Raw genomic sequence first — 25,162 nt, 5'->3', positions numbered from 1 at the left:
GTGCGATGTTCAAATTATCGGAAAGCCAAAAACGGTTTTGGAGAGGAAGCAAGCTGAACCCTGACTTGCCGATCTACAACATGGCATGGCGATTCGACTTGTTTTTCGAGGTACGGCCTGATGTCTTTCAACAAGCGCTTCGTGAGACGATTGAACATAACCCGGTTCTGAGACTGGTATTTATCGAACACAACGGCGAACCTGTTCAATCCGTTGGTGAAATGGCTGACGATGTCCTTGAGTTGCTGGACCACAGCTTGACCGAAAACCCTAACGAACAACTAGATGCGCAGATGAAAAAGTGGGTTCAGGCCCCTTTCGACCTTGGGCAAGACGCCATACGCAACCAGTTGGTAAAGCTGGCTGACGACCATTGGGTTTGGTGTGTTTGCCAACATCACATCGTATGCGACGCTCAGTCCGGCACAGTGTTGTTTAATCAGGTTTCGCAACGCTACTCAGCACATCTGCAGAAACTTACCAATCAAATCGATCCTGCGCCGGACTATTTCAAAAGCGCCGCCTTAGCAAAATCGGGTCCCCCTTCGACCCAGAGCATAGCACCTAACGCGTCATCACCTCCTTATGGTAGCAGCCCAACACGCGCGTCACTTTCGACACGCCTGCCTATTCCTATCAGCAAGGGGACATTTTCCGCGTTCGAGGATCTCATAGCAAAACCCGGCTTCCGTTTGTTTACGCCCGAGCTGTCGCGGATGGCGTTGTACCTGACCGGGTATTTTGCCTTTCTTCACCGAGTGACCGGAGACGAGCAAATTTCGATCGGCTTGCCGTCGCACAATCGCCTGTCCGATGCTGATCGAAAGGCTTTGGGGCTGTTTGTCGAAACTCTTCCGTTTCGGATCGAGATTGACCCAGAGGATTCTCTCAACGCGCTCCACAACAAGGTCAAAACAGAACTCGGAACCTTCTTACGGCATGCGCGACCAGGCGCCTTGGCGTCCCAGAACACCGATGATATCAGCGCTGTGCTGAACTACATTCAAGCAAAATTTGGAGATTTCGCCGGCCAGCCTGCTGCGGTCCAATGGATGCATAGCGGTTCGCACGACGCAGCCCATGCCATGCGAATGCATGTGACAGATTTTGCTGGAACCGGTGAGGTCAATCTGTGTTTGGACGTACACAACGAGATACTGAGTGTTGTTCCAGGCGACAGTATTTCTGCACAACTCGCGCGCGTTTACGAAGCGCTTGTGCGGAATCCGGACATGAAGATCAATGCAGTAGATATGGCGTCGAGCCCAGAACACCTCTCGATCGTTCATGGACAAGTCGAAGATCAGAACATCGCCCGCACGATTCTCGACGCGTTCTCGCATCACGTCGAGACGTCCGCAAATGCAACCGCAATTTCCACCGCAACAACGACCTCGAGTTACTTAGAGCTGGATCAGCACAGTAGTCAAATTGCCGCGCAAATTCATAGTGTGGGAATTCCAACTGGGTCTCGGATCGCTGTTCATATGCCAAGGTCGGTCGAATTTGTTTTGGCCGTCTTGGGGATACTCAAAGCAGGATGCAGCTTTGTACCGATCGCCGCAAACATCCCCTTTGCTCGCGCGGAACAGATCGTCTCAGAAAGTGATGCGTCGGCCATATTTTTGGCAGCCACTGACCAGCGGGCGTTTTCGTGCGCAAGCCTCAGCGTTGCAGAGGCTTCTACAGAACCAATTGCACCCTTTGTTGATGTAGGCCCGTCAGACACAGCCTATGTGCTGTTTACTTCGGGCTCGACGGGAACCCCAAAAGGTGTGGCCGTCGATCACGGGAACCTTTCACGCTATGTACACTGGGCTTCTGAGGCGTTTGGTGATGGGGGCGCTGCACATTACCCGTTTTTTACCTCGGTCTCCTTCGATCTCACACTGACTTCGTTGTTCGTTCCGTTGATAACGGGCGGGTCGATCAGGATATATCCTGAAACATCCGATCCTGATTTGGCTGTGCTGGATGTGTTTGCAGAGGATCAGGTAGACATTGTCAAACTGACGCCGTCCCATCTGTCTCTTGTCTGTCGGCAAGGCAAATCCGTTCAGAGGATCAAAACACTGGTATTGGGCGGAGAGAACCTGACATCCGCGCTGTGCCGACAAGCGCAGGATGTCTTGTCGCCCCAGTTGAAAATCATCAATGAATACGGACCAACCGAGGCCGTTGTCGGAGCGATGCGGCATGATTTTGACCGCAAAGCCGATACTGACGCGTCTGTGCAAATCGGCCAGCCAGCCGCAGGAATTGCGATCAGTATCCGCGACCAAGCTTTGAACATCTGCCCACATGGGATGGTGGGAGAAATTGTCATAAGCGGGCGCTTGGCCCAAGGCTATGCAAATTCGCAGGCCATGACGGACGAGAAATTCGTCCTCGAACCCAAGGGCGAACAAGGCCGCGTATACCGGACAGGTGATATCGGTCGGATTTATCAGGACGGAAAGTTTGAATATTTAGGCCGCGCGGATCAACAGATCAAACGAGGCGGTGTTCGACTTGAAGTTGCCGAAATCGAACATGCCATCCGTCAAATTCGAAATGTGAGCTCGGTCCATGTTGCATTTGATAATGCAAGTCCTGACCTCTCTGAATCTCAGCATTGCCGCGAATGCGGACTTGCCAGCAATGTTCCGGGTTCATCTTTTGTCGAGGTTGACCTTTGTGGAGTATGCGCCGAATTCGAGGCTTACAAAGATCGCGCTCAGGCATATTTTCGAAGCGAACCGGAACTTGCGCAGCTCATCGCGGGGACATCCAAGAAACGCACTGGGAACTATGAAGCTGTTATGCTGCTGAGTGGCGGCAAAGACAGCACTTATGCGGCCTATCGCCTTGCCGATTACACATCCCGCGTCCTCGCAGTGACGCTTGATAATGGCTATATCTCGGATCAGGCAAAGGCCAATATTCAACGCGTGACGGCGGATTTGGGGTGGGACCATCGGTATCTGAGTACCGACAAAATGAACCAGATCTTTGTCGACAGCCTCAAACACCATTCCAATGTATGTCAGGGCTGCTTCAAAGCTTTGTACACGCTGGCTTTCAGAACAGCACTTTCAGAAGGGGTGCCACTGGTGGTCACCGGGCTGTCACGGGGGCAGTTCTTCGAAACCCGGCTGACACCTGATCTGTTCAAAAACGCCAAGCCAACCTGTTCGCAGCTTGAGCAGATGGTGAGGGCGGCCCGAACAAACTACCACGCGGAAGATGACGAACTTTCGAGATTGCTTGAAACAGACGATCTGAAAGACGGTCAGTTTCTGGAGCAAATCGAAGTTCTGGACATTTATCGCTTTATCGATGTTCCGGTATCGGACGTGTATTCCTTCCTTGAGACCCGCACAGCATGGGTTCGGCCCAGCGATACGGGCAGGTCTACAAACTGCCTGATAAACGATGCAGGCATTCTGATGCACAAGGTTCGTGAGGGGTACCACAACTACGCGCTTCCCTATTCCTGGGATGTGCGTATGGGGCACAAGACACGCGCGCAGGCGATTGATGAACTGAACGACGATATCGATGAAAACCGCGTTTCTGAAATACTCGCGCAGATCGGGTTTGATGAACCGATTGCGCGCGCGCCCAACCTGATCGCTTATGTCGTTGGCGCGGATGTTGCCGAGCAGGATGTCTGGGAAGCGCTGAGGGCCAACCTGCAGCGTGAAATGATGCCGGATAAGGTCGTCATTGTGGACGACATTCCCCTGACGGCCAACGGCAAAGTCGATCACAAAAAGCTACCGACCACAGTGTCCAAACGGGGTTTCGCACCCGACTTCGTTGCTCCAAATACCCCGATGGAGCTTCGTCTTTCAGACCTCATGTGCAGCGCGTTAAAGATCAGCAGAATTGGCGCAAACGACGATTTCTTTGACCTTGGTGTGGATAGTCTGGCAGCTATCGAGATCGCCATGAAGGCCAATGAAAAAGGCGTTGCGTTGCCCGCCACCGCATTGCTTGAGTTTCGAACGCTCAAGGCTTTGGCATCTTATGCAGAAGATTTGCCAACCGAGGCCACAGCGGAAGATGAAGACCTTACGCTGATCGATTTGGATGATGACGACCTCGCCAGTATCACACGAGCGTTGGGCTGAAATGGCATATCCAAAGGGAATATCCGACATCCTGCCACTGACCGCGGCGCAAAAAGGGATGCTGTTTCAGGTCGTTGGTGGCAGCGGTGTGAAGGGCCAGTATGTTGCTGTCATCACTTGCGCGATAAACGGTCCGCTGGAACCCGAGCGTCTGAAACACGCAATGCAAACCGTCATAAACACACGTGACGCGCTGCGCGCAGGATTTGTCTGGCAAGACGTCAAACAGCCCGTTCAGGTCATTGAAGACACTGTTTCCCTGCCGTGGTCAGAGCTGGATTGGAGCGATGCCTCGGACATCGACGAACGTTTGTCAGTCTTGGTTCAATCAGAACAGACCCGCGTATTCGACCTGAAGGCCCCACCGTTGATGGCGGCCACTTTGATCAGAGTGGCCGAAAGTTCGTGGCGTTTGGTATGGACGATCCATCACCTGATCAGCGATGGCTGGTCAACGCAACCTTTGTTTGAAGATGTATTTAATCACTACCAAAACGTCAGCTCTACGGGATCAAAACCGCCAAACTTCAAGTCCTTTCTTGTTTGGCTGCGAAAGCAGAAACAGCTGACGGACCGAGACTATTGGATGGCGTATTTTGCGAACCTGGAAGAACCAAGTCTATTGCCTGCGGTTTCTGATACGGGTGGCGAAACAGACCAGCATTCGCATTCTCAATTGCTTGGAGTGAACCTTTTAGCGCAAGTCGAAGACTTGGCCGTGCGGCAGCGCATAACGACAAATACCATCCTGTCGGCCGCGTGGGCGTTGATGCTCAGGCGCATCCTGCAACGGGATGATGTTGTTTTTGGGAACACCATGGCGGGCCGACCCGCTGAAATTCCTTCAATCTCTAATGCCATAGGCGCTTTCGTAAACACTCTGCCCATACGCGTGCAAATAGACCCATCGTCGAGCATCGAAAGCTACCTGCAAGACTACGCCCGAGACCAAATAGAACTTCGCAAGCACGAATTTGCTTCACTTGCAGAAGTGCAATCCTGTGCGTCGTTGTCGGCGGGCACTCGGTTGTTCGATTGTCTTTTTGTTAATGAGGGCGTTTCTCTTGAGGGCATGGATTTTGGTGAAATCCAGATCACGGACCTGACGACCGTTCAACACAGTGACTATCCTTTGGCGCTGCTGGTGACTCCGCATGACCAGTTTAAGGCCCAGATCTACTATGATCCCGCTAGGATGACCGAGGATGCGATAAGCGGATACATTTCGTCCTACAAAGAAATTCTTTCTTCAATGGTCGCAAACCCCGAAGCGACGATCGCAGAACTGCGCCAACCTTGTACGCCCCAGATCAAACATCCACTGACAAACGATCCGCAAAACGTTGTTAAGAGGTTTCTGGCGCAGGCTCAAAAGGCACCGGATGCGCTAGCCCTGTCAGACGCAAACGGGTCATTAAGCTATAGCGAATTATCGCTAAAATCTCGGCAGCTCGCTGGTGCTCTAATCGCGTGCGGGGTGTCAGAATCGGACATCATCCCAGTGGCAACTGCCAGAGGAATAGATGCTATCGTCGCGTTCCTGGGAATAATGATGACCGGAGCGGCCTATGTGCCATTGGACCTGAATTATCCGGCCCATCGTATTGCGCAGGTGTTCGACACTGTCCAACCCAGGTTCGCCGTAACCACCACAGACGACGGCTCTCGCTTGCCGAAAACGTCATCACAATTGATCTTGATGGATGAGCAGAGTTTGGCAATCGGCACTGACCAGGTCGAAACCGGCGAGCTCGCATACATCATGTTTACATCTGGATCTCAAAACACGCCCAAAGGCGTCGAGATCACCCATGACGGGCTGGCACATTCGACAGCCGCTCGGGATGATGTGCATGGAGGTCCGCCCGAGGCGTACCTGCTTTTGTCCTCACTCGCATTCGACAGCTCAGTGGCCGGTATCTACTGGACGCTAGCAACCGGTGGGCATCTTGTGATCGCACCAACGCGGGTCGAGCAAGAACCGAAGAAGCTGGGCGCATTGATTGCACAGCACCGGATTACACACACCCTCTGTTTACCCAGCCTTGCTTTGAATCTGTTGTCGGTCATTCCCAGTCGTGACCTACAAAGCCTGCAAATGATGATCGCCGCAGGTGAGCCTCTGATGCCCAGTTTGATCGAAATTTGTCACGATCAACTTCCGCAGTGCCGACTGGTCAACGAATACGGCCCGACGGAGGGCACTGTTTGGTGCACATCCTTTGATACCACCGAGTATTCCGGGGCAGGAACGGTCCCGATTGGTCGCGCTATTCCATCAAGCTGGGTTGGTGTCGTTGACAATGACGATTGTGAAGTTGCGCCCGGTACAATTGGGGAAATCGTGGTTGCTGGCGCTACTGTTGCCCGGGGTTATTTGAACAACTCCAAACAAACCCAAAAACGCTTCTTCCGATTCGGTTCTGATGGCCCTAGGGCCTATCGCACGGGCGACCTTGGAACATCCGACGCATCCGGAAACCTGATATTCCTTGGTCGAAAAGACAAGCAGATCAAAATTCGTGGACACCGCATCGATTTAACCGAAATTGAAGCAGCGGCGCGCGCCGTTTGTGGCCAAATACGACTTGTCGCTCTGGTAAAAGATCAGGTAGGCACCCCTGCAATTATACTTGCGTTGGAGTGTGATCCAGACAGCGAACTGTGTAGCAAGGTCAGAGAACATCTTGCCTCAACCCTGCCCGCCCCGTTTCAACCAAAGGCCATCAGGGGCATCAAGTCCTTTCCACACCTTCCCAATGGAAAGATCGACAACAAGGATTTGCTGAATCGTCTCAGTCAAAAGGCGCCATTGAAAGCATCGGACCAAACTCTGGACGATCTTGAGAGACGAATTGCCGATTTGTTTTCTGACGTATTGGGCAAACCATGTGGCTCTCTCAAAGCGAACTTCTTTGATTTGGGCGGCGACAGCCTCATGACTCTCTCGATCCATGTCAAGGCTAAAGAACGTGGAATTGAGTTCGAGCCGACTGATTTGTTCTCTTTTCCAACGGTCGCGCAGCTTTCAAAACGCGTACAGAAACTGAAAGAACGAGCGCAAAAAAAACGACCAAAATCCAAGACTGTTCAAGTGGCAAACATAGGCGGCAAAGAAACCCCGGTCATTCTTATCCACTGCCCGACGCTTTTTTATCGCGAAGTGGTTAAAGAGGTTACCCCAGATCGCACTGTCATCCTTGTACCCAGCCATCGATTGCCTGGCCGGTCCGTTCCCTTTGATCAACCGATGGCAGAACTGGCCAAGGAAGCGATCGACTCATTCATTGATCAAATACCTAGTCGCCCGGTCGTGTTCTGCGCCTTTTCCGCGGGTTGCGCTTTGACGATGGAGATTGTCAGGCAGCTTGGCCCTGACCAGATTGCCGGGCTCGTAGTCCTTGATCCCCCGTACAAAATGATCGGGTCAAAACCCGATCTACAACCGCTTTTTTTTAAGACGTACAAAAGGTGGAGGTACAAGTTCCGCGCGCTGAAACATCGCCGTAAAGCAAGGCATCAAATCCCCCTGATGAAAGAGGCGTTGGCTGATCCGGGGCATAGTAGCGAGGCGCAGATCGACGCGGTATCGCTTGTTTATGACCTTGCAATAAACGAGTTTCGTGTCCCACAAATTGATGTGCCCACGCATGTTTTTCTAACACAGGGAAACCCTTCGCTGACCCCGGGCGACGTTCTGGACACGCATCTTCGGAACAAAAAGCTCTTTCATTTATCGATGCCGCATAGGCAAGTGGTTCGTGAGGCAAAATCACGGCGAAAAATTCTGGCCAGTATCATCGCACTGGCGCAAGCCAGAACAAGTTAGATAAGGTTCAACTGTCGCGACGTAGCTCGCCGGTTCTATATCAGTTCCCAGAATTTGTGATCGCGTCAGAAAGCGAAGAAAGCGCGTTTTCATATATCTCTGCGAACGTTCCTTCGGCAGGCCGTTAAGCGAGCGTTGGGAACACTACACTTTTTAATCCGATCTCATCAACAGCCGTGATCGCCGAGGCCGGAGGGGCAGCCTCCCAAATGATAATGTTCGCACTTGTCTGTTTTCTGAGCGCTTGAAGCTCTGCCAGTCGTGCATCGCTGGGGGCTTCGCCAGCTTCCCATTCAAGCGATTTGATCGAAAGATCGTAGGCACGACCAAAATACTGGTACCTTGGGTGCCTCGCGATCAACACGGTGTCCGAAACACCCGCGAGCGCTGCTTGGGCTTTTTGATCCAACGCCTTGAGCCCTCCTTCCCGCAGGTCGGTAAGCTGGACTTCGACGTCATCAGCGTGTCTTAGCCCCGTAAAACTGTACCTCTATTTTTGGTGTCACAGGAGGGATGATGGATGGCTCGGAAGCGGTATTCGGATGCGGATGCTTTGAGGTTGTTGCGCGAGATTGACGTTCATTTGCGTGATGGCTTGGACGTTGTGAGTGCGTGTCGGAAGGCGGGGGTCTCAGACAAGACCTATTACTACTGGCGCAAAAAGTTTGGTGGAATGGGTCGGCCGCAGTTGTCCGAGATGCGGGCGCTGCAGAAAGAGAATGAGCGGCTGAATAAGATCGTCGTCGATCTGCAGCTCGACAAGCTGATCCTGAAGGAGAGCCTGGATCATTAAAACCGAAGGCCTGACGCGGGAGCAACTTCGTCAGGCGGCTATTCACGCTCGCCAAAAGCTGGATACGTCCGAGCGCCGGACTTGTGCGGTGATTGGTGTGGCACGGTCCAGCCTGCGATATCAGGCCAAACCTCAGAATGACGACGCGTTGCGCTTGGCGATGATCCGACTGGCCAAACAATATGGGCGCTATGGATACCGGAAAGTAACAGCGCTTTTGCGGATAGAAGGTTGGCAGGTTAATCATAAGAAGATCGAACGATTATGGGGCGAAGAAGGACTACAACTACCCCATCGCCACAAGAAGCGACGGCGGCACTATCATAAAGATAGTTCGGTCATCCGGTTGCGGCCAACGCATCCCAACCACGTCTGGGCGATCGACTTCGTGCATGACAGGCTGAGCAACGGACGGCCCTATAAGATGCTCACAGTGCTCGATTAATACTCCCGTGGGGCGCTCTGCGCGAACGTGCGCCTGCGGATGAACGCAGGCGATGTACTTGATGTGCTACACCGGCTGCTGATGAAGCATGGTAAGCCAGAGTTTATTCGCTCAGACAACGGTCCGGAGTTCATTGCCGCGCCGCTTCACGACTGGCTCAGACGGGTCGGTATCCAGCCGATGCAAATCTATCCAGGCAACCCTTGGGAAAACGGCTACAACGAACGCTTCAACGGAACACTCCGTCGCGAAGTCCTCGACGCCGAATGGTTCCACAGCACAAAGCAAGCCCAGGTCGCTATCAATACCTGGCTCAGACAATACAACAAGATCCGGCCGCATCATGCCCTTGGTATGCGCCCACCAATGCCCGTAACCTTATTAGAGAAACGCCAAATCACTGGTACTGAAACTGGGGGCTAGACAGATTTCCATACACGGTTGCGCGATTATGCCGCTATCTACGTACCTTACGTGTCTTCAAACCATCCAGATAAGCCCGTTTTTCGATCTGAACCTCTTCATCGCCTAAACCTGACCGGTTGAGCTCAAGGAAATACGCAGCAGCCCCAGAGGGTTGGACATTCGCATTCTTGACAGGAATCAGATCATCCGACCGCACATTTATTACGGACAGCACCTTTGTAAGTGCCAGGAATCGGTCGTCAGTGTCTGAGACATTGATCCATAAGACATGCGCTTGCGCAGAAACCGTCTGTTCAACCCTGCTCACAACTGCATCCAGATCGGACGCAGGTTTGAGCTGTTGGGTATAGTCTGAAAGGTGCTCCAGAATTCTGTTGGATTGAATGTTTTGCCAATAAACACTTTTGATCCAGTCAGACGGGTTTCTGGTTGTGTAGAAAAAGGTCACGCGGGCTTTGCCGCCGGCGAACAGCTGCACTTCTTCCAAGAGAACCTGAGCAAGGACATGTGTTTTTGTGTATGACCAGACATTCTTCCGCCCCGGGATCATGCCTGCGAATTCTTCGCTACTGATCAGCAGGGGTTTGTCTTCCTGATCTACAAAGGGTTCAAGCGCCGCGCGCAGCTTCGTGCGAAAGCCCTGGAGCACTCGGTCCTGCGGCAGCACGGCGTATCTGCGCGCCGAAAACCCGGCCTCTTTCAGATCGCGCGGCAGAAGGATGTTAACGCGTTTTTTCAGAAGCTCCCGGTTTCTGAAAAGCATCGATTGAAAGGTTCTGGTTCCCGTTTTGTGAAAACCCTGATGAATAACCACCTTCATGTCAGAACCCTAGTCTACACCGCGCGACGGTCTGAAAAGCCAAACTCTACCGGGCAAAAACTTATTTGTGAGCGACTGATAAAGACCCCAAGCGATAACCAATTGCGAACAATGGCCAGCATATATCCATTAATGTTTCTAAAGACCGGTCAAATCGATCAATGGAGTCGCGCGCGTTACCTCAAACTCATGCGAGCTATCGGGCAGGGCAATGCTGATCTCAAGGCTTTGAGCACGTTCAAAGCGGCTGAAATAGGCAAACTCGATGGTCGTCAGCGCTGCGATGTCCTGACATTGGATTACATAATCAGCTCGAAACTCAGAATGTTCGGCATCTTCATCCGGCTCATTGCTGGATTCAACAACCTGCGTTTGATCAACGATCCCCTCTGATGTCAGCGCCACATTGGCCGATGCGGTAAAACAGCCCGCATCTTCGGCAAGGACAAATAACTCCAATGGCTTAGATAAATCCGAAATCGCGACCGCAACCTTAGCGCGATCCTCATCTGTCTCTGCTTGGCTTTCAAACCCGACAATATCCGCGCTGGGCACGGTTAGTGACAGTGAGAATTCCGCCCCTGAGAACACCATGCTCAACTGCCCAGTGCCATGTTTGTGCTGGTAGTCTTGCTGTGTTGCATGGGCCATCACGCCCGTCGACAACAAAGACAAGAAAAGAAACAGGCGCATCATCAACCACGTACCACCAAAAATAGAATCACAACGCCGAGTTTAGCCCGAATCGCAAGGTGCGCAACGCAGGTCGCTACGGCAAGTATCGCCAGATATGGGGATGTGCGGCAGTTTGCCCATACGTGAGCGTATATCCGACAATAAAACTCAGGTTGACATTTCCGACTCATTCACTCAACTTTTTGGGTGTAAAAAACAGTGTGGCCACTCAGCCCGCACCGCCCTTTATTGACAGGAAAGATCAAACCACATGTCCAAGTCTATTGCCACTGCCAGCGCCCTAGCCTTCTGCGCCGCAACCACCGCATCGGCCGCCGATGCGCCTGTAAAAGCAGATGTCCTGAACACCTACGCGAATATTGCTGAAGCCAAGTATGACGATAGCCTGATCGCTGCCAAGTCACTGCAAGCGGCCGTGAACGCTCTGATCGCTGAGCCATCGGATGCCACCCTGAATGCGGCCCGTGCCGCCTGGCTTGCCGCGCGCGTACCTTATCAGCAAAGCGAGGTTTACCGTTTCGGCAATGCCATCGTCGATGACTGGGAGGGCAAGGTGAACGCCTGGCCGTTGGATGAAGGTCTGATCGACTATGTTGACGCGTCCTACGGTGGCCCGAGTGATGAGAATGAGTTTGCCGCTCTGAACGTCATCGCCAACCCCAGCTTTGAGCTGTCTGGCAATGTGATTGATGCCTCTGAAATCACACCTGAACTGCTGGCAGAAATCCTGCACGAAGCGGATGGGATCGAAGCCAATGTAGCAACCGGCTACCATGCGGTCGAATTCTTGCTGTGGGGTCAGGACCTGAACGGCCACGGCGGCGGCGCTGGCAACCGCCCTTGGACTGACTTTGCACAAGCGGACGAATGTACCAACGGAAACTGCGACCGTCGTGCCCAGTATCTGAGCGCCGCAACAGACTTGTTGGTTAGCGATCTGGAATGGATAACTGCACAATGGGCCGAAGATGGTGAAGCCCGTGCTGCACTGACCCAGAACGAAGACGCGGGTATCAGTGCGATCCTGACAGGCATGGGGTCGCTGTCTTATGGCGAAACCGCAGGTGAGCGGATGCGTCTTGGCGTAATGCTGAACGACCCGGAAGAAGAGCATTCCTGTTTTGCCGACAACACACATAACGACCACTACTACAACGGCGTTGGCATCCAGAACGTCTATCTGGGCAGCTACACCCGGATTGATGGCACCCCGGTCAATGGTGCGTCATTGTCCGATCTGGTCATCGCAACCGACCCTGCGCTGGATACCGAGATGAAAGCCAAACTGGCGAATACCATGCTTGCCCTGGGCGTGATGAAATCCACCGCCGAAGCCGGGTTCGCCTATGACCAGATGTTGGAACGCGGCAATGCCGGTGGCGAAGCATTGATCATGGGGGGTGTGAACGGCCTGATTGACCAGACCAAAACGATCGAACGTATCGTTACCGCGCTTGAGTTGGAGAATGTTGAATTCGAAGGATCGGACAGCCTGGACAACCCGGACGCGGTTTTCCAATAAGCTTAACCCTGGGACCAGAGACGCAAAGATGCGTCTCTGGTCAAGTTGGCGCTGATATATACCCAGTCGTTGATCTTGATCTCGAACCCTACGCTGCGACCAAATGAGATCACCACAAGACCCTTATAGACGGATATGCAATTGGCGGACGAACGCAATCGAACCCATCTGTAAGGTGCTGATCAAACAATTGATCGCTGATGAAGAAAGTCACATCGATGCTTTGGAAACGCCAGCTGATCTGCCTGAGCGGCACAGCACAGCCATCTATGCATAGCTCAATACCGCAGAATTGGGCAAAGGCGTACACCGTTATCGTGCTGACGTTCTGCACACTTGTCGCCACCCCCGCAGTGCCAAACCAGCTGCAAGATCTGCACCTGAACGTCATTCCTCGCACCGCCGAAGAACAGGATCGCATTTCCAAAGTTACTGCGCCACCGCTGGACTTTTTCGCTCCGCAACGCTTTGAAGACCTGCCCGGAGGGGCGGCGACCGTCCGTGTGCGCAATGATGCCGACGCATTTTCCCAGCCTTCGCGCAATCTGAGCTTTGAACAGGAGCTGGACTTCAAAGTCGGAAACGGGTTGTTCAGGAAAATCTGGGTTTCATCACCATCCTCGACGCTCGCCTCGGATGGTTTGGGGCCGCTCTACAACGCACGCTCTTGCCAGCGCTGTCATATCAAGGACGGGCGCGGGCATACACCGAACGGGCCGGATGACACCGCGATTTCGATGTTTCTGCGGGTTTCCATCCCCGGCGCGGCGGAAGACGGCTATGCCGAGATCGCGGACTACATCGCCACCTTGCCTGAGCCTACCTATGGCGGTCAGATGCAGGACTTCGCAATGGCGGGACATCCGGCAGAATACCGGCTGGATATCACATATGAAGAGGTTCCCATCACCCTCTCAGAGGGCGAAACTGCGTCACTGCGCAGCCCAACCTACCAAGCCGCCGATCTGGGCTATGGCCCTTTGCACCCGGATGCCATGCTTAGCCCTCGCGTGGCGCCGCAGATGATCGGCCTAGGATTGCTGGAGGCGATCCCGGTCGCCGACCTGCTGGCCAAGGCCGATCCGGACGACACGGATGGGGATGGGATATCAGGCCGCCCGAACATCGTTTGGTCTGCGGAATATGACGCGCCGATGATGGGACGGTTTGGCCATAAGGCCGGGATGCCAACCGTCATGGAACAATCTGCAGCGGCCTTTGCGGGCGATATTGGCATCGCCAGCCCTCTGTTCCCTACGCCTTTTGGGGATTGCACCGATACGCAGATCGATTGCGTGCAAGCCCCCCATGGCGATGATGACCACAGAGGTTTCGAGATTGATCAGGTTGGGATGGATCTAGTGGCTTTCTACAGCCGTAACCTAGGCGTACCCGGTCGTCGTGATGTAGATGACCCAGAGGTATTGCGCGGAAAAGAAGTGTTTCATAGCTCGGGATGCGTTTCGTGCCACTCGCCGTCCCATGTGACCCACCGTCTGGAAGACCGCGAAGAACACAGCTTTCAGCTGATCTGGCCTTACACCGACCTCCTGCTGCATGACATGGGCGAAGGTCTGGCCGACAATCGCCCCGAAGCGCGCGCAACAGGCCGCGAGTGGCGGACGCCCCCGTTGTGGGGTATTGGCCTGACCAAGCGTGTCTCGGGCCATACAGAATTCCTTCACGATGGCCGCGCGCGCAATTTGCTAGAGGCCATCCTTTGGCATGGCGGCGAAGCGCAGGGGGCCCGAGACCAGGTCGTTTCTATGCCCAAATCCGACCGGGATGCCCTTATCCGTTTTTTGGAGAGCCTGTGACACATGCATAAACTCGCCCTGATCGCAGCCTTGGTTTTTCCGTTGTCCGCAGCGGCGCAGAACCACACGCCCACGCTGATCGACGTGACCGAAAACCACATCCTGCCACGCTTCACTATGCTTGCCGAAGCAACAGAAGCTCTGAATGCGACCGCGCAGCAGGATTGTGCCCCAGAATCGCAAGACCTTCGGGCCGCTTACGGCACCGCATTCGACGCGTGGATATCGGCCAGCCACCTACGATTTGGGCCTACCGAAACCGATGATCGCGCCTTTGCGATGGCTTTCTGGCCGGACACCAAGGGCTTTACGCCCAAGGCCCTATCAAAACACATTGCATTCGAAGATAGCGCCGTCGCCTCACCTGATGCCTATGCCGAAACCTCGATCGCCGGGCGCGGGTTCTTTGCACTGGAACGGATGCTATATGACCTTGAGTTTGCCCAGCAAGGCAGCGCTGCATATCGATGCACTCTGATCCAGGCGATCAGCGCTGATATTGATGCAAATGCCGATGCTATGGTGGCCGACTGGCAAACCTATGCGCCTGAACTGACGCAACCAGGGGCAGATGGCCTCTATCGCACGCAAGATGAGGCCTTGCAGGAATTGTTCAAGGCATTGTCGAGCGGGCTGCAGTTCACATCCGAGACACGCTTGGGCCGTCCGCTGGGTACATATGACCGACCACGCCCCAAACGGGCCGAGGCGCGCCGTTCCGAACGATCCTTGCGCCATGTTGAGCTTTCACTTGTCTCCACGCGCGATCTTGCGGCGCGCCTGTCTGCCGAACACCCGGAAATCGCCGCCGATCTGGAAACAGCTTTTAACCGCGCGATCGAAAGTGCTCGGTCTATCGACCACCCGGCGCTGGCCGGTGTTGCGGACCCTCAAGGCCGCTTTCGGATCGAAGCGCTGCAACAGTCGATCAATGATATTCGCCAGATTGCAGCGACTGAGCTTGGCCCGACGCTGGGCATCAGCGCCGGCTTCAACTCATTGGACGGAGACTAAGTCCTTGACCAGTCGCAGGCATTTCCTCGCCGGTCTCGCCGCCGCCAGCATCGCCCCGATCCGTGGATGGGCCGCGGCAGGTGCACCAGACTATCTGGCGGCAGGGCTGTTCCCGGATGGGTCATTCCGATTGGCGGGTCTGAGCGCCGAAGGCGATATCCTGTTCGACGTGCCCCTACCTGCCCGCGGTCACGCCGCCGCCGCCCATCCGACGGAACCGCTGGCCGTGGCCTTCGCGCGCCGTCCCGGAACCTTTGCTATCGTGATCGATTGCGCCGGTGGTACAGAACGGATCCGGCTTCAGGCGCCTGAAGGCCATCATTTCTATGGGCATGGCACGTTCTCAGCAGATGGTTCCAAGTTCTTCGCAACCGAAAACAACTTCGAAACCGGAGAAGGCCGCATCAGTGTCTGGGATACAAAAACCTTCGAACGACTCGGCGAGTTCTCATCAGGTGGCATTGGCCCTCACGACATACGCTTGATGCCAGATGGGCAGACCCTCGTGATTGCCAATGGCGGCATTGAAACCCGCCCCGAGACCGGTCGCACCAAGCTGAATCTGCCAGTGATGCGCCCGAACCTCAGCTATGTGACCCTAACGGGCGGGCTGGTAGAGCAGATGGAGTTGCCCAGCGCATTGCACAAGAATTCGATCCGGCATCTGGCCGTACGCGGCGATGGGCTGGTCGGATTTGCTATGCAGTGGCAAGGCAGCCGGACCGAGCATCCGCCACTTCTGGGTCTGCACCGAATGGGCCAAGACCCGGTCTTGCTGTCCGCCCCAGCTGTAAACCAACGCCATCTAAACGGTTATGCAGGCAGCGTTGCCTTCTCGACCGATGGCGCAACCATCGCCATCACCTGCCCGCGCGGCAATGCGCTGCACCGGTTCGATGTGCAGTCCGCCAATTTCGTGGATGCCTCAGCACTGCAAGACGTTTGCGGGCTTGGCGCGGGCCCCGATGGATTGATCTTCACAACTGGAACCGGGCTATTTGGCGCATTAAACCAAGCGGACCAGAAGATTCTTTCACGTTCGGATTGCCAATGGGACAACCATCTGATCCCGATCCGTACCTTCGCGTGAAATTCGGCAATCCCCTTCACATAGTTTACACTTGGAAGAATCAAACTGCTGCCGTATTGGCGGGCGCGAAACTGGCACGCTTATGTTAAGGATCGACCTGATTGAAACAGACGCCCGACGCACCGCATTCCATCTACGGGGTTGAGAAATGGGGCAAAGGCCTCATCGAGGTGACGGAGCAGGGCGAGGTCGGTCTGCGCAATCCGATGGCACCGTACACGGCGGCGATCAGCCTTCCCGGTATCCTCAGCGATCTGGATGACCGTGGGATCAAGGCGCCGATGGTTTTGCGCGTCACGTCCTATCTGGAACATGAGATCGCTCAGCTGAACGAGAGCTTCGCCGACGCGATCGCGCGGGTGGGCTACAAAAGCCCCTATCGTGGCGTGTTTCCGATCAAGGTGAACCAGCAAGCGCAGGTGGTCGACCGCATCGTCGAGTTCGGTAAGAAATACAACTATGGCCTCGAGGCCGGATCAAAGCCCGAATTGGTCGTAGCTCTTGCGCATCGTCTGGCCCCTGAGGCGCTGATCGTCTGCAACGGCGTCAAGGATGCCGAGTTCATCCAACTGGCGATCCTGTCCCGCAAGATCGGGTTCAACACCGTCATCGTGCTGGAAAGCCCGAAAGAGGCGGATACGGTGATCGAGGTCTACAAAGAGCTCGGTATCGAACCTCTGATCGGCGTGCGCGTCAAGTTGACCAACCAGATCAGCGGCAAATGGGAAGAAAGCTCGGGCGACCGATCCGCCTTTGGCATGAACACGGACCAGCTTGTCGCGACGGTCGACAAGCTGAAAGCGGCTGGCCTGTTGCATTGCCTGAAACTGCAGCACTCGCATCTGGGCAGCCAAGTGCAGGACGTGAACGATGTGCGCCGCGCCGTGGGTGAGGCCTGTCGCTACTACACCGAACTCACGCGCGAAGGCGTGCCGCTGACCCATCTGGACCTCGGCGGCGGTATGGGCGTGGACTATACAGGCGAGAAGAAGGCTGCCGAGAACTCGATCAACTACACAGTCGAGGAATATTGCAGCAACGTGGTTGAAACCGTGGCCTATGCAATGGACGAGGCCGAAATCACCCACCCGACATTGGTCACCGAAAGCGGCCGAGCCGTGGTGGCGACTTCATCCATGTTGGTGTTCAACGTGCTGGAAACCACGCTCTACGATGCGCCCACCGCACCGGATGTGGAGCCCGATGACAACCATCTGGTCTCGGACCTTGCCGCCGTACACGGCTACCTGAGCAAAGACCGCCTGCAGGAATGCTGGAACGACGCCACATTCTACCGCAACGAACTGCGCGCCCTGTTCCGCCGGGGCTATGTCGACCTGCGCCAGATGGCTCGCGCCGAACGTATTTATCTGTCGCTGATGGCCCGCCTCAAGGCTTTGGCCGCCAGTGATGATCTGGAAACGGATGTGGATGACCAGCTTGAGAAAGTGGCGGATATCTACCACTGCAACTTCTCGCTGTTTCAATCCCTGCCCGATGTCTGGGCCATCGATCAGCTGCACCCGATCGTACCGCTGCAAGGTCTGAATGAAACGCCCGACCGCCGCGCCGTGCTGTCTGACATAACCTGCGACAGCGACGGCAAGATCGACCAGTTCATTCTGGCCGACGGGGTCTCACCCAGCCTGCCAGTGCATTCGCTGCCGGATGAGGGTGAGTACTTCATGGGCGTCTTCTTCGTCGGCGCCTATCAGGAAACGCTGGGCGACCTGCACAATCTTTTTGGCGACACCAACGTCGTTACCATCGACCTGCGCGCCGATGGCGGGTTCGACCTGCTGCATGAGCAAGAGGGCGACACGATCAGCCAGGTCCTGTCTTACGTGGAATTCGATCCACAGGATTGCGTCGCCGCCTTCCGCAAAATGGTGGACGAGGCGATCTCGACCGGTACTCTGCAAGCCAAGGACCGCAAAACCCTGATGAGCGCCTATCGCGACTCGATCAACGGCTACACCTATTACGAATAAGAAGGAGACAGACCATGGGCAAAACACTGGTTGTCGGCGCGGGCGGCGTATCCCACGCAGCCGTACATAAGATGGCGATGAATTCGAACATCTTCACCGAGATCACTCTGGCCAGCCGCACGAAATCGAAATGCGACGCCATTGCCGCAGCCGTCAAGGACCGCGTCGGCGTGGAGATCAAAACCGCCGAATTGGACGCCTACAAGGTCGCGGACACGGTCAAGCTGATCAAGGAAACCGGGGCGGAAATCCTCGTGAACCTTGCCCTGCCCTATCAGGATCTGGTGCTGATGGATGCGTGCCTTGAGGCCGGTATCCACTACCTCGACACCGCGAATTATGAGCCCGAGGATGAGGCCAAGTTCGAATACCACTGGCAATGGGCCTATCAGGAACGGTTCAAAGAGGCTGGCCTGACCGCCATCCTCGGCTCGGGCTTCGATCCGGGCGTGACCTCCGTCTTTGCCACATGGCTCAAGAAACACAAGCTCGACACCATCCGCCAGATCGACGTGCTGGACGCCAATGGCGGCTCGAACGATCAGGAATTCGCCACCAACTTCAACCCGGAAATCAACCTGCGCGAAGTGCTGGCCGAAGTGCGCCACTGGGAAAATGGCGAATGGAAACACTCCCCCGCCATGACCCACAAGGTCGAATTCGATTTTCCCGCCATCGGCCCCAAGAATATGTACCTGATGTATCACGAGGAGTTGGAATCGCTCAGCACCCACTTCCCCGAGATCGAGCGGGCCCGCTTCTGGATGACCTTCGGCGACGCCTATATCGCCCACGCCAAGGTGCTGGAAAATGTCGGCATGACCCGCATCGACCCGGTGATGCATGACGGCAAGGAAATCATCCCGATCCAGTTCCTGAAAACCCTGCTGCCCGATCCCGGCGATCTGGGCGCGGAAACAAGGGGCAAAGCCTGCATTGGTGACATCGCCACGGGTCAGGCCAAGGACGGCTCGGGCGAGAAGACCTTCTACATCTACAACATCTGCGACCACGAAGAATGCTATGCTGAGGTCGGCTCCCAGGCCGTCAGCTACACCACGGGTGTCCCCGCCATGATCGGCGCAGCACAGGTTCTGAAAGGCAATTGGACAGAGCCGGGAGTCTGGAACATGGAACAGCTCGACCCCGATGACTTCATGGACATGCTGAACACCCACGGCCTGCCATGGCAAGTTCACGAACTCGACGGCCCCGTAGAATTCTAGATCCAGAACTTCATCTGGCCAAAAATATCCCGGGGGTCCGGGGGCAGAGCCCCCGGCCTCCCCACCCAAAGGAGACGCGGGACATGTCCGACATGATGCCCACACAAGCTGGTGACGCCGGTGCCTTCCGCAATTTCGACCTAAACCGCGTCCCCACACCCTGCTTTGTGGTCGACGAAAAAGCGGTCGAGCGGAACCTAGCCGTCCTCTCCGATATCGGCACCCGCTCCGGCGCGCATGTCCTCAGCGCGCTCAAGGCGTTTTCGATGTTCTCACTGGCCCCGCTGGTGCGCCAGCACCTCGGCGGCACCTGCGCCTCTGGCATCTTTGAGGCCCGTCTAGGCCGCGAAGAATACGGCGGCGAAGTCGCAACCTTCTGCGCCGGGTACAAGGATGCGGATATCGATGAAATCCTGTCGCTCTCCGACCACATCATCTTCAACTCGCCCGCTCAAAAAGACCGGTTCCTCGCCAAAGCCCAAGCGGCCAATGTGCAGATCGGCCTGCGCATCAACCCGGAACATTCCGAAGGCGAGATTCCCAAATACGACCCCTGCGCGCCCTGTTCACGCCTCGGGACACCCGTCAGCCAATTGACCGAAGACACTCTGTTCGGAGTAGACGGTCTGCACATGCACACGCTCTGCGAACAGGGTTTCGATCCCCTTCAACGCACTTGGAAAGCGGTCGAACCCAAGCTTAAACCGTTCCTCGGGCAACTCAAATGGCTGAACTTCGGCGGCGGGCATCATATCACCCGTGACGACTACGACCGCGACGGGCTGATTGAATTCATCAAAGCAATCCGTGCCAAATACAATGTCGACATCTATCTCGAACCCGGCGAAGCCGTGGCACTGGACGCAGGCATTCTGATCGGCGAAATCCTCGACTTGCCGACCAATGGCATGAACCTTGCGGTCACCGATATCTCGGCCACCTGCCACATGCCCGACGTGATCGAAGCCCCCTATCGCCCCGCACTGATGGACGAGGCTAAGGCAGGTCATACCTACCGTCTGGGCGGCCCCTCGTGCCTGGCGGGCGATGTAATCGGCGACTACACGTGGGATCAGCCGCTTGAGATCGGGCAACGCATTGCCTTCCTCGATCAGGCACATTACTCGATGGTCAAGACCAACACCTTCAACGGCGTACCTCTGCCAACCATCGCCCTATGGAACAGCGAAACGGACGAACTGAAGATCATCAGACAGTTTGGTTATGACGACTTTAAGGACCGCCTCTCATGAGCATTTTCCTCGACAGTGAACTGACCGCCGCTGAGCGTTCGGAAGATGCCCGTTTCCGCGTGATCCCGGTGCCGCTGGAGCGCACCGTTTCCTACGGTTCAGGCACGGCCAAAGGCCCTGACGCGATCATCGAAGCAAGCAATGAGCTGGAACGCATCACCGGCCATGCCGAACCCTGCGTCGAAGGTATCTTTACCGAAACCCCGCTGAATTGTAACGGCCCATTGCCCGAGGTGATGGAACGCCTCGCCCAACGGACCGAAGCCGCCATTCGCGCGGGCAAAGTGCCGGTGACGCTGGGCGGAGAGCACTCGCTCAGCTACGGCGCGGTGATGGGTGTGGCGCGGGCGCTGAACCAACCCGTCGGGATCGTCCAGATCGACGCACATGCCGACTTGCGCAATGCGTATCAGGGCGAGAAACACTCCCACGCCTCGGTCATGCATCTGCTGGCCGAAGAAGGCGTGCGGCTGGCGCAGTTCGGCGTGCGTGCCTTTTCCACCGAGGAGGTCAAAAGCCGTCTTAAAAACCACGTCTTCCACGTCGACGCCGAGGAACTGGTCACCGGCAATATCCACGCTGTCGACCTGCCCGAGGGCTTCCCCGAACTGGTCTATGTCAGCTTTGATGTCGACGGCCTGGACCCTTCACAAATGCCCGCTACCGGCACACCCGTACCGGGCGGCTTGGGGTACTACCAGGCACTGCATCTTGTTGAACACGCGCTCAAAGGCCGTAAGTGCGTTGGCTTTGATGTGGTCGAACTAGCACCTGATGGCAACGCTGCATGGGATTTCACCGCCGCACAGATCGTATATCGCCTGATGGCATCCTGCTAGATTTCGGGCGCTCCGCCCAGCTTAGACCCACGTGGAAAAGACCTCAGGTCGGAGAGGCCAAAGCCCCCTCTGGTCTGACACGTTTCTTCAACACCGGTCGGCCTGCAACAAGCAAAAACAAGACCGAAATGACTATCCCGATCACCGCTGGCAGATAGAGCAATCCCCAAAGCCGTGGATCATCGATCACAACGGGCGACACAAACCCTCTGACACCTTCCAGCAGGACCAGAATTGTGAAGGCCCCCAGAATCTGTGGCCATAGCCCAAAACGAGAGAAGCTGCCAAGCATGAGCGTTGCATACCCCGCCAGCGACACCGCGATACAGATCGCAACCCACGAGAAGCGCTGATGCAATTCTTCGATCAGATGCCCACGGCTGTGGAATTCCGTTTCCTCGATGGTCTTCATGGAATAGAGCAACTCTGCCGTCGAAATCGCCTCGAGGCTGCGCCGGGTCATGCCGCCTGTATTGGCCAGTTCCGAGATGTCGTAAGATGCGTCTTGAAACAAGGTCGAGGACAGCGACCGCCCCTCGGCATTCAGACGCAAAGCCACGCCATCGACCATCACCAGATGAATACCGGTACTGTTGTTCACGAGATAGGCCGTGGCGCTGGAATAGCTGACTGCATTTTCTGGATCACGCCGGTCGGACACAAACACCTCTTGCAGTGTTCCATCCAGATCAATGCCCCCGATATAGACCGTTACATTTTCGGCCGGGTGCATGAATTCACCTTCGTTTAACAGCTGTGCTGTCACATCCCCGGCAACCTCGGCCTGTCTGATCTCAAGCTGCTCGACCGAGGCCGGGCGCAGAAAAACACTGATGATCGCCATCATCAAACCCGTGATCAGGCCAAACAGAACCACAGCGCGCGCCAACCTCCAGGGGCTGGACCCGGTCGCCAGCATCACTGTCAACTCGCTTTCTCGGCTCAATCGGTTGGTGACGTACACCGCAGCTGCGAACACTGCCATGGGCATCACCGTGCGGATCAGGGTTGGCAGTGTCAGGGCAGTGAACTCCAGAAACACCATCGCCGATTGCCCGCCGCTGATGACACGATCAAACAGGCTGACGGATCGGGTGATCCAGAACACCCCGACAAGGACCAAAGTGAAAAAGCCGAACAGAATCAGCAACTGTCGCAGGAAATATCCATCAAAGCGCGACATGGGTCCTCGTGTGTCTGTGTCTACCGGGTCTGACCATAGGCCATTCGATTGGCAGAGGAAACCTGTCGTCCTTGCTAATGCTTCGCCCACTCCAATCCTTGCGAGATTACGTTTTGTGAACTCTCAAGTTCATGCGACACTCAGCAGATTATGAATAACGGAGTTTAACAAATGGCCTTATTTTTCTCGCGCCGCACTTACAATGCACAGAAAAAGAAATTCACCCTGAAACCTGCCGCGAAATCGCGTTACGTCCATATCACTCAGAAAACCGCCGACGGGCGTATCCGTAAAGGCGGCATTATCAAAAAGGCAAAATGGCTGAACCTTGTGCAGCAGCAAGGCGGAAACTCTGCCGTTTTGATCTATGTTCACGGCTTCAATACCAGCCAGAAGGATATGCTGGATCGGTTGGACAAGATTGAGAAGGGTGTCCGGGCCAATGGATACAAGGGTGCGGTTGTCGCCTTTGACTGGCCCAGCGACGGGTCACTGCATACCTATGACAGCGACCGCGCAGATGCCAAAGCTGTGGCCCCGCATCTGGTTGGGGATGGGATGTTGCCAATTCTCGGCATGACACCCAAGCCCAAGGTGCACATTCTGGCGCATTCTATGGGGGCTTTGGTTGTCTTGCGCGCCTTCTCTGACTTCGGTGATTCCGCAGGACCCGGCAATAAAATCTGGTCGGCAGATCAGGTGACTTTCGCCTCAGGCGATATTGATGCGGATTGGATGGAAAAAGGCGCTTGGGGCGATCTGGTGCTGAAAAAGCGCAGCAAACGGTTCACCAACTACTACAGCGGCAAGGACAAGGTTCTGGCGCTATCCGGCGGCCTTGTTAACGGTGGCAGGGAACGCGTCGGTCGCGTTGGAATGCCCAAGTTGACCTCAAAAGGGCATTGGGACATCTATTGCGAGGAACAATACAAGCGCGACGTCCCAAAAGGGCAGCGCAAGATGGCCAAATCCCATCGCTGGTGGTTCGATAGCAAGGGGTTCTACAAAGATCTGGCTCTAACGATCGACGGGAGGGACGCCAAAACGATGCCGACCCGGCACAAGACCAATATCGGCGACCAGTTGTTGTTGGCCTGATTGTGTGTGGGTCCAGTTAACGCGGTGATGTCCAATCTGAACGGATGGCATTCGTTCACTCAAGGCATCTTAATTCTCAGAGGATCGAAGCCGACTCAACGCTCTCAGAGAGTGCCCACCGCGCAGCGCACCAGACCCCAGCCTTCATCGACGCCGGACGCCTTGAGCCCCTGGACCAGCGCATCAGACAGGAACAGTATCTCTGGGACTTTGGGGTCGAGCCATATGTCAGGCCCGCCCAAGGCTTCAGGGGTGACAACAAGCTCTGCCTCTTGATCAGGTCTGGGGCTATAGACTATCCCATTGCCGATGTTGCCAAGCGGAGCACGATTATCTCCCTCCGGACCCAAAGCTTCATAATTCCCCATGGCACGCTTGTTGCCGACATTGAGCAGGTAGTAGGGTTCAGATGTGGTGCGCGCGGTCTCTTCGGAGTTCATCAACGTGATCGGGTGAAAGACTGTCGTTCCCAAATCATAGCTTTCCATGACTTGCTTGGCAGAGTCGGAGACCATCGGTAATCCGCCACCGGAGACAAACGGTGCGGTATAATATTCGGCTTTCGAATTATAGTGCCAGACCTCGCCTACCATTTCCGGGGTGAGAATATCTCCGCGCGTCCAATCGTTATAAACAGCATCGAAAAGAGGTTGGTACTTTATGAGTTCAGCGTCTGATAATTCTCGCAAAGGCACGCCAATGAACTCGCGCCGAACAACAGGCTGCACTTTGTTGATATTGTTGGTTGTCGTAGCGATCCAGACACATTGGTCCGGATCAATGTTGGCTGACGCTGACAAAGGCACGACCTCAATCAAAGATATAAGAAACTGAAGCGGAGGAATGGCAGGGGCAGCAGGGTTCGAACCCGCGACCTACGGTTTTGGAGACCGTCGCTCTACCAACTGAGCTATACCCCTATGGTGCGCCACCAGATATGCTAGCCGCGCGGCGGACTCAAGAGGCTTTTTTGCAATCCTTCTCAGTTCGTCATCAGACAAACAA

At 55.3% G+C, this 25,162-nt stretch carries 18 protein-coding genes, 1 tRNA gene and 1 pseudogene; 14 read left to right on the top strand and 6 right to left on the bottom strand.

Annotation, left to right across the window (positions count from 1 at the left end; genetic code table 11):
• The first annotated feature begins 5 nt into the window (after nucleotides 1-5).
• Both ACR0JE_RS08710 and ACR0JE_RS08705 read left to right on the top strand, forming a co-directional pair.
• Nucleotides 6-4,115 (top strand): amino acid adenylation domain-containing protein, encoded by a 4,110-nt coding sequence (locus ACR0JE_RS08710; RefSeq protein WP_480863906.1) that lies wholly within the window; start codon nucleotides 6-8, stop codon nucleotides 4,113-4,115.
• Complete coding sequence (locus ACR0JE_RS08705) at nucleotides 4,078-7,944, top strand: amino acid adenylation domain-containing protein (RefSeq protein WP_480863905.1); 3,867 nt, start codon at nucleotides 4,078-4,080, stop codon at nucleotides 7,942-7,944. Before ACR0JE_RS08710 ends, ACR0JE_RS08705 begins: the two co-directional genes overlap by 38 nt.
• Before the next feature lie 124 nt (nucleotides 7,945-8,068).
• Here ACR0JE_RS08705 and ACR0JE_RS08700 read toward each other — a convergent pair whose 3' ends face one another.
• A complete protein-coding gene (locus ACR0JE_RS08700) occupies nucleotides 8,069-8,353 on the bottom strand; it encodes a metal ABC transporter solute-binding protein, Zn/Mn family (RefSeq protein ID WP_480863904.1) in 285 nt (94 codons plus the stop codon).
• Nucleotides 8,354-8,464: 111 nt separating this feature from the next.
• Between ACR0JE_RS08700 and ACR0JE_RS08695 the strand changes: the two genes are divergently transcribed.
• From ACR0JE_RS08695 to ACR0JE_RS08685, 3 genes and pseudogenes are all read left to right on the top strand, one after another.
• Nucleotides 8,465-8,737 carry a transposase gene (locus ACR0JE_RS08695; protein WP_480863903.1) on the top strand — a complete coding sequence of 91 codons (273 nt, stop codon included), beginning with the start codon at nucleotides 8,465-8,467 and terminating at the stop codon, nucleotides 8,735-8,737.
• A gap of 97 nt (nucleotides 8,738-8,834) precedes the next feature.
• The gene (locus ACR0JE_RS08690) at nucleotides 8,835-9,182 is read left to right on the top strand and encodes an IS3 family transposase (protein WP_480863902.1); all 348 of its coding nucleotides are present in this window, start codon (nucleotides 8,835-8,837) and stop codon (nucleotides 9,180-9,182) included.
• 12 nt (nucleotides 9,183-9,194) lie between these two features.
• Nucleotides 9,195-9,605: pseudogene (locus ACR0JE_RS08685) on the top strand (integrase core domain-containing protein); the annotation flags it as partial.
• 34 nt (nucleotides 9,606-9,639) lie between these two features.
• On the opposite strand, the gene ACR0JE_RS08680 reads toward ACR0JE_RS08685, so the two are convergent.
• Together ACR0JE_RS08680 and ACR0JE_RS08675 are read right to left on the bottom strand one after the other, a co-directional pair.
• Nucleotides 9,640-10,371: a hypothetical protein gene (locus ACR0JE_RS08680; RefSeq protein WP_480863901.1), complete on the bottom strand. Its 732-nt coding sequence runs from the start codon at nucleotides 10,369-10,371 to the stop codon at nucleotides 9,640-9,642.
• 195 nt (nucleotides 10,372-10,566) lie between these two features.
• A complete protein-coding gene (locus tag ACR0JE_RS08675) occupies nucleotides 10,567-11,121 on the bottom strand; it encodes a ZrgA family zinc uptake protein (protein WP_480545048.1) in 555 nt (184 codons plus the stop codon).
• 253 nt (nucleotides 11,122-11,374) lie between these two features.
• Here ACR0JE_RS08675 and ACR0JE_RS08670 point away from each other — a divergent pair, with 253 nt between their 5' ends.
• From ACR0JE_RS08670 to speB, 8 genes are all read left to right on the top strand, one after another.
• Nucleotides 11,375-12,646, top strand: coding sequence for an imelysin family protein (locus tag ACR0JE_RS08670; RefSeq protein ID WP_480863900.1), 1,272 nt, complete (start codon nucleotides 11,375-11,377; stop codon nucleotides 12,644-12,646).
• A 200-nt stretch (nucleotides 12,647-12,846) separates the two neighbouring features.
• A complete protein-coding gene (locus tag ACR0JE_RS08665; RefSeq protein WP_480545046.1) occupies nucleotides 12,847-14,463 on the top strand; it encodes a di-heme oxidoreductase family protein in 1,617 nt (538 codons plus the stop codon).
• A 3-nt stretch (nucleotides 14,464-14,466) separates the two neighbouring features.
• A complete protein-coding gene (locus ACR0JE_RS08660) occupies nucleotides 14,467-15,477 on the top strand; it encodes an imelysin family protein (protein ID WP_480863899.1) in 1,011 nt (336 codons plus the stop codon).
• 4 nt (nucleotides 15,478-15,481) lie between these two features.
• Nucleotides 15,482-16,567, top strand: coding sequence for a DUF1513 domain-containing protein (locus ACR0JE_RS08655; protein WP_480863898.1), 1,086 nt, complete (start codon nucleotides 15,482-15,484; stop codon nucleotides 16,565-16,567).
• A 101-nt stretch (nucleotides 16,568-16,668) separates the two neighbouring features.
• Complete coding sequence (speA, locus tag ACR0JE_RS08650; RefSeq protein ID WP_480863897.1) at nucleotides 16,669-18,558, top strand: biosynthetic arginine decarboxylase; 1,890 nt, start codon at nucleotides 16,669-16,671, stop codon at nucleotides 18,556-18,558.
• Between the two features lie 14 nt (nucleotides 18,559-18,572).
• On the top strand, nucleotides 18,573-19,784 hold the full coding sequence (locus tag ACR0JE_RS08645) for a saccharopine dehydrogenase family protein (RefSeq protein WP_480863896.1): 1,212 nt from the start codon (nucleotides 18,573-18,575) through the stop codon (nucleotides 19,782-19,784).
• Nucleotides 19,785-19,867: 83 nt separating this feature from the next.
• Nucleotides 19,868-21,037: a carboxynorspermidine decarboxylase gene (gene nspC / locus ACR0JE_RS08640; protein WP_480863895.1), complete on the top strand. Its 1,170-nt coding sequence runs from the start codon at nucleotides 19,868-19,870 to the stop codon at nucleotides 21,035-21,037.
• Entirely contained in the window at nucleotides 21,034-21,876 is an 843-nt protein-coding gene (gene speB, locus ACR0JE_RS08635) for an agmatinase (RefSeq protein WP_480863894.1), read from the top strand. Before nspC ends, speB begins: the two co-directional genes overlap by 4 nt.
• A 43-nt stretch (nucleotides 21,877-21,919) precedes the next feature.
• Here speB and lptF read toward each other — a convergent pair whose 3' ends face one another.
• On the bottom strand, nucleotides 21,920-23,059 hold the full coding sequence (gene lptF / locus ACR0JE_RS08630; RefSeq protein ID WP_480863893.1) for an LPS export ABC transporter permease LptF: 1,140 nt from the start codon (nucleotides 23,057-23,059) through the stop codon (nucleotides 21,920-21,922).
• A 171-nt stretch (nucleotides 23,060-23,230) separates the two neighbouring features.
• On the opposite strand from lptF, the gene ACR0JE_RS08625 reads away from it, so the two are divergent.
• Nucleotides 23,231-24,157 carry an alpha/beta hydrolase gene (locus ACR0JE_RS08625; RefSeq protein ID WP_480863892.1) on the top strand — a complete coding sequence of 309 codons (927 nt, stop codon included), beginning with the start codon at nucleotides 23,231-23,233 and terminating at the stop codon, nucleotides 24,155-24,157.
• A gap of 104 nt (nucleotides 24,158-24,261) precedes the next feature.
• Here ACR0JE_RS08625 and ACR0JE_RS08620 read toward each other — a convergent pair whose 3' ends face one another.
• Entirely contained in the window at nucleotides 24,262-24,957 is a 696-nt protein-coding gene (locus ACR0JE_RS08620; protein ID WP_480863891.1) for an imm11 family protein, read from the bottom strand.
• 44 nt (nucleotides 24,958-25,001) lie between these two features.
• Nucleotides 25,002-25,077: transfer RNA gene (locus ACR0JE_RS08615), tRNA-Trp, on the bottom strand.
• Between the last annotated feature and the right edge of the window lie 85 nt (nucleotides 25,078-25,162).

This window comes from Ruegeria sp. H3, from assembly GCF_056533095.1.
This window is presented reverse-complemented; position numbering and strand designations above follow the sequence as displayed.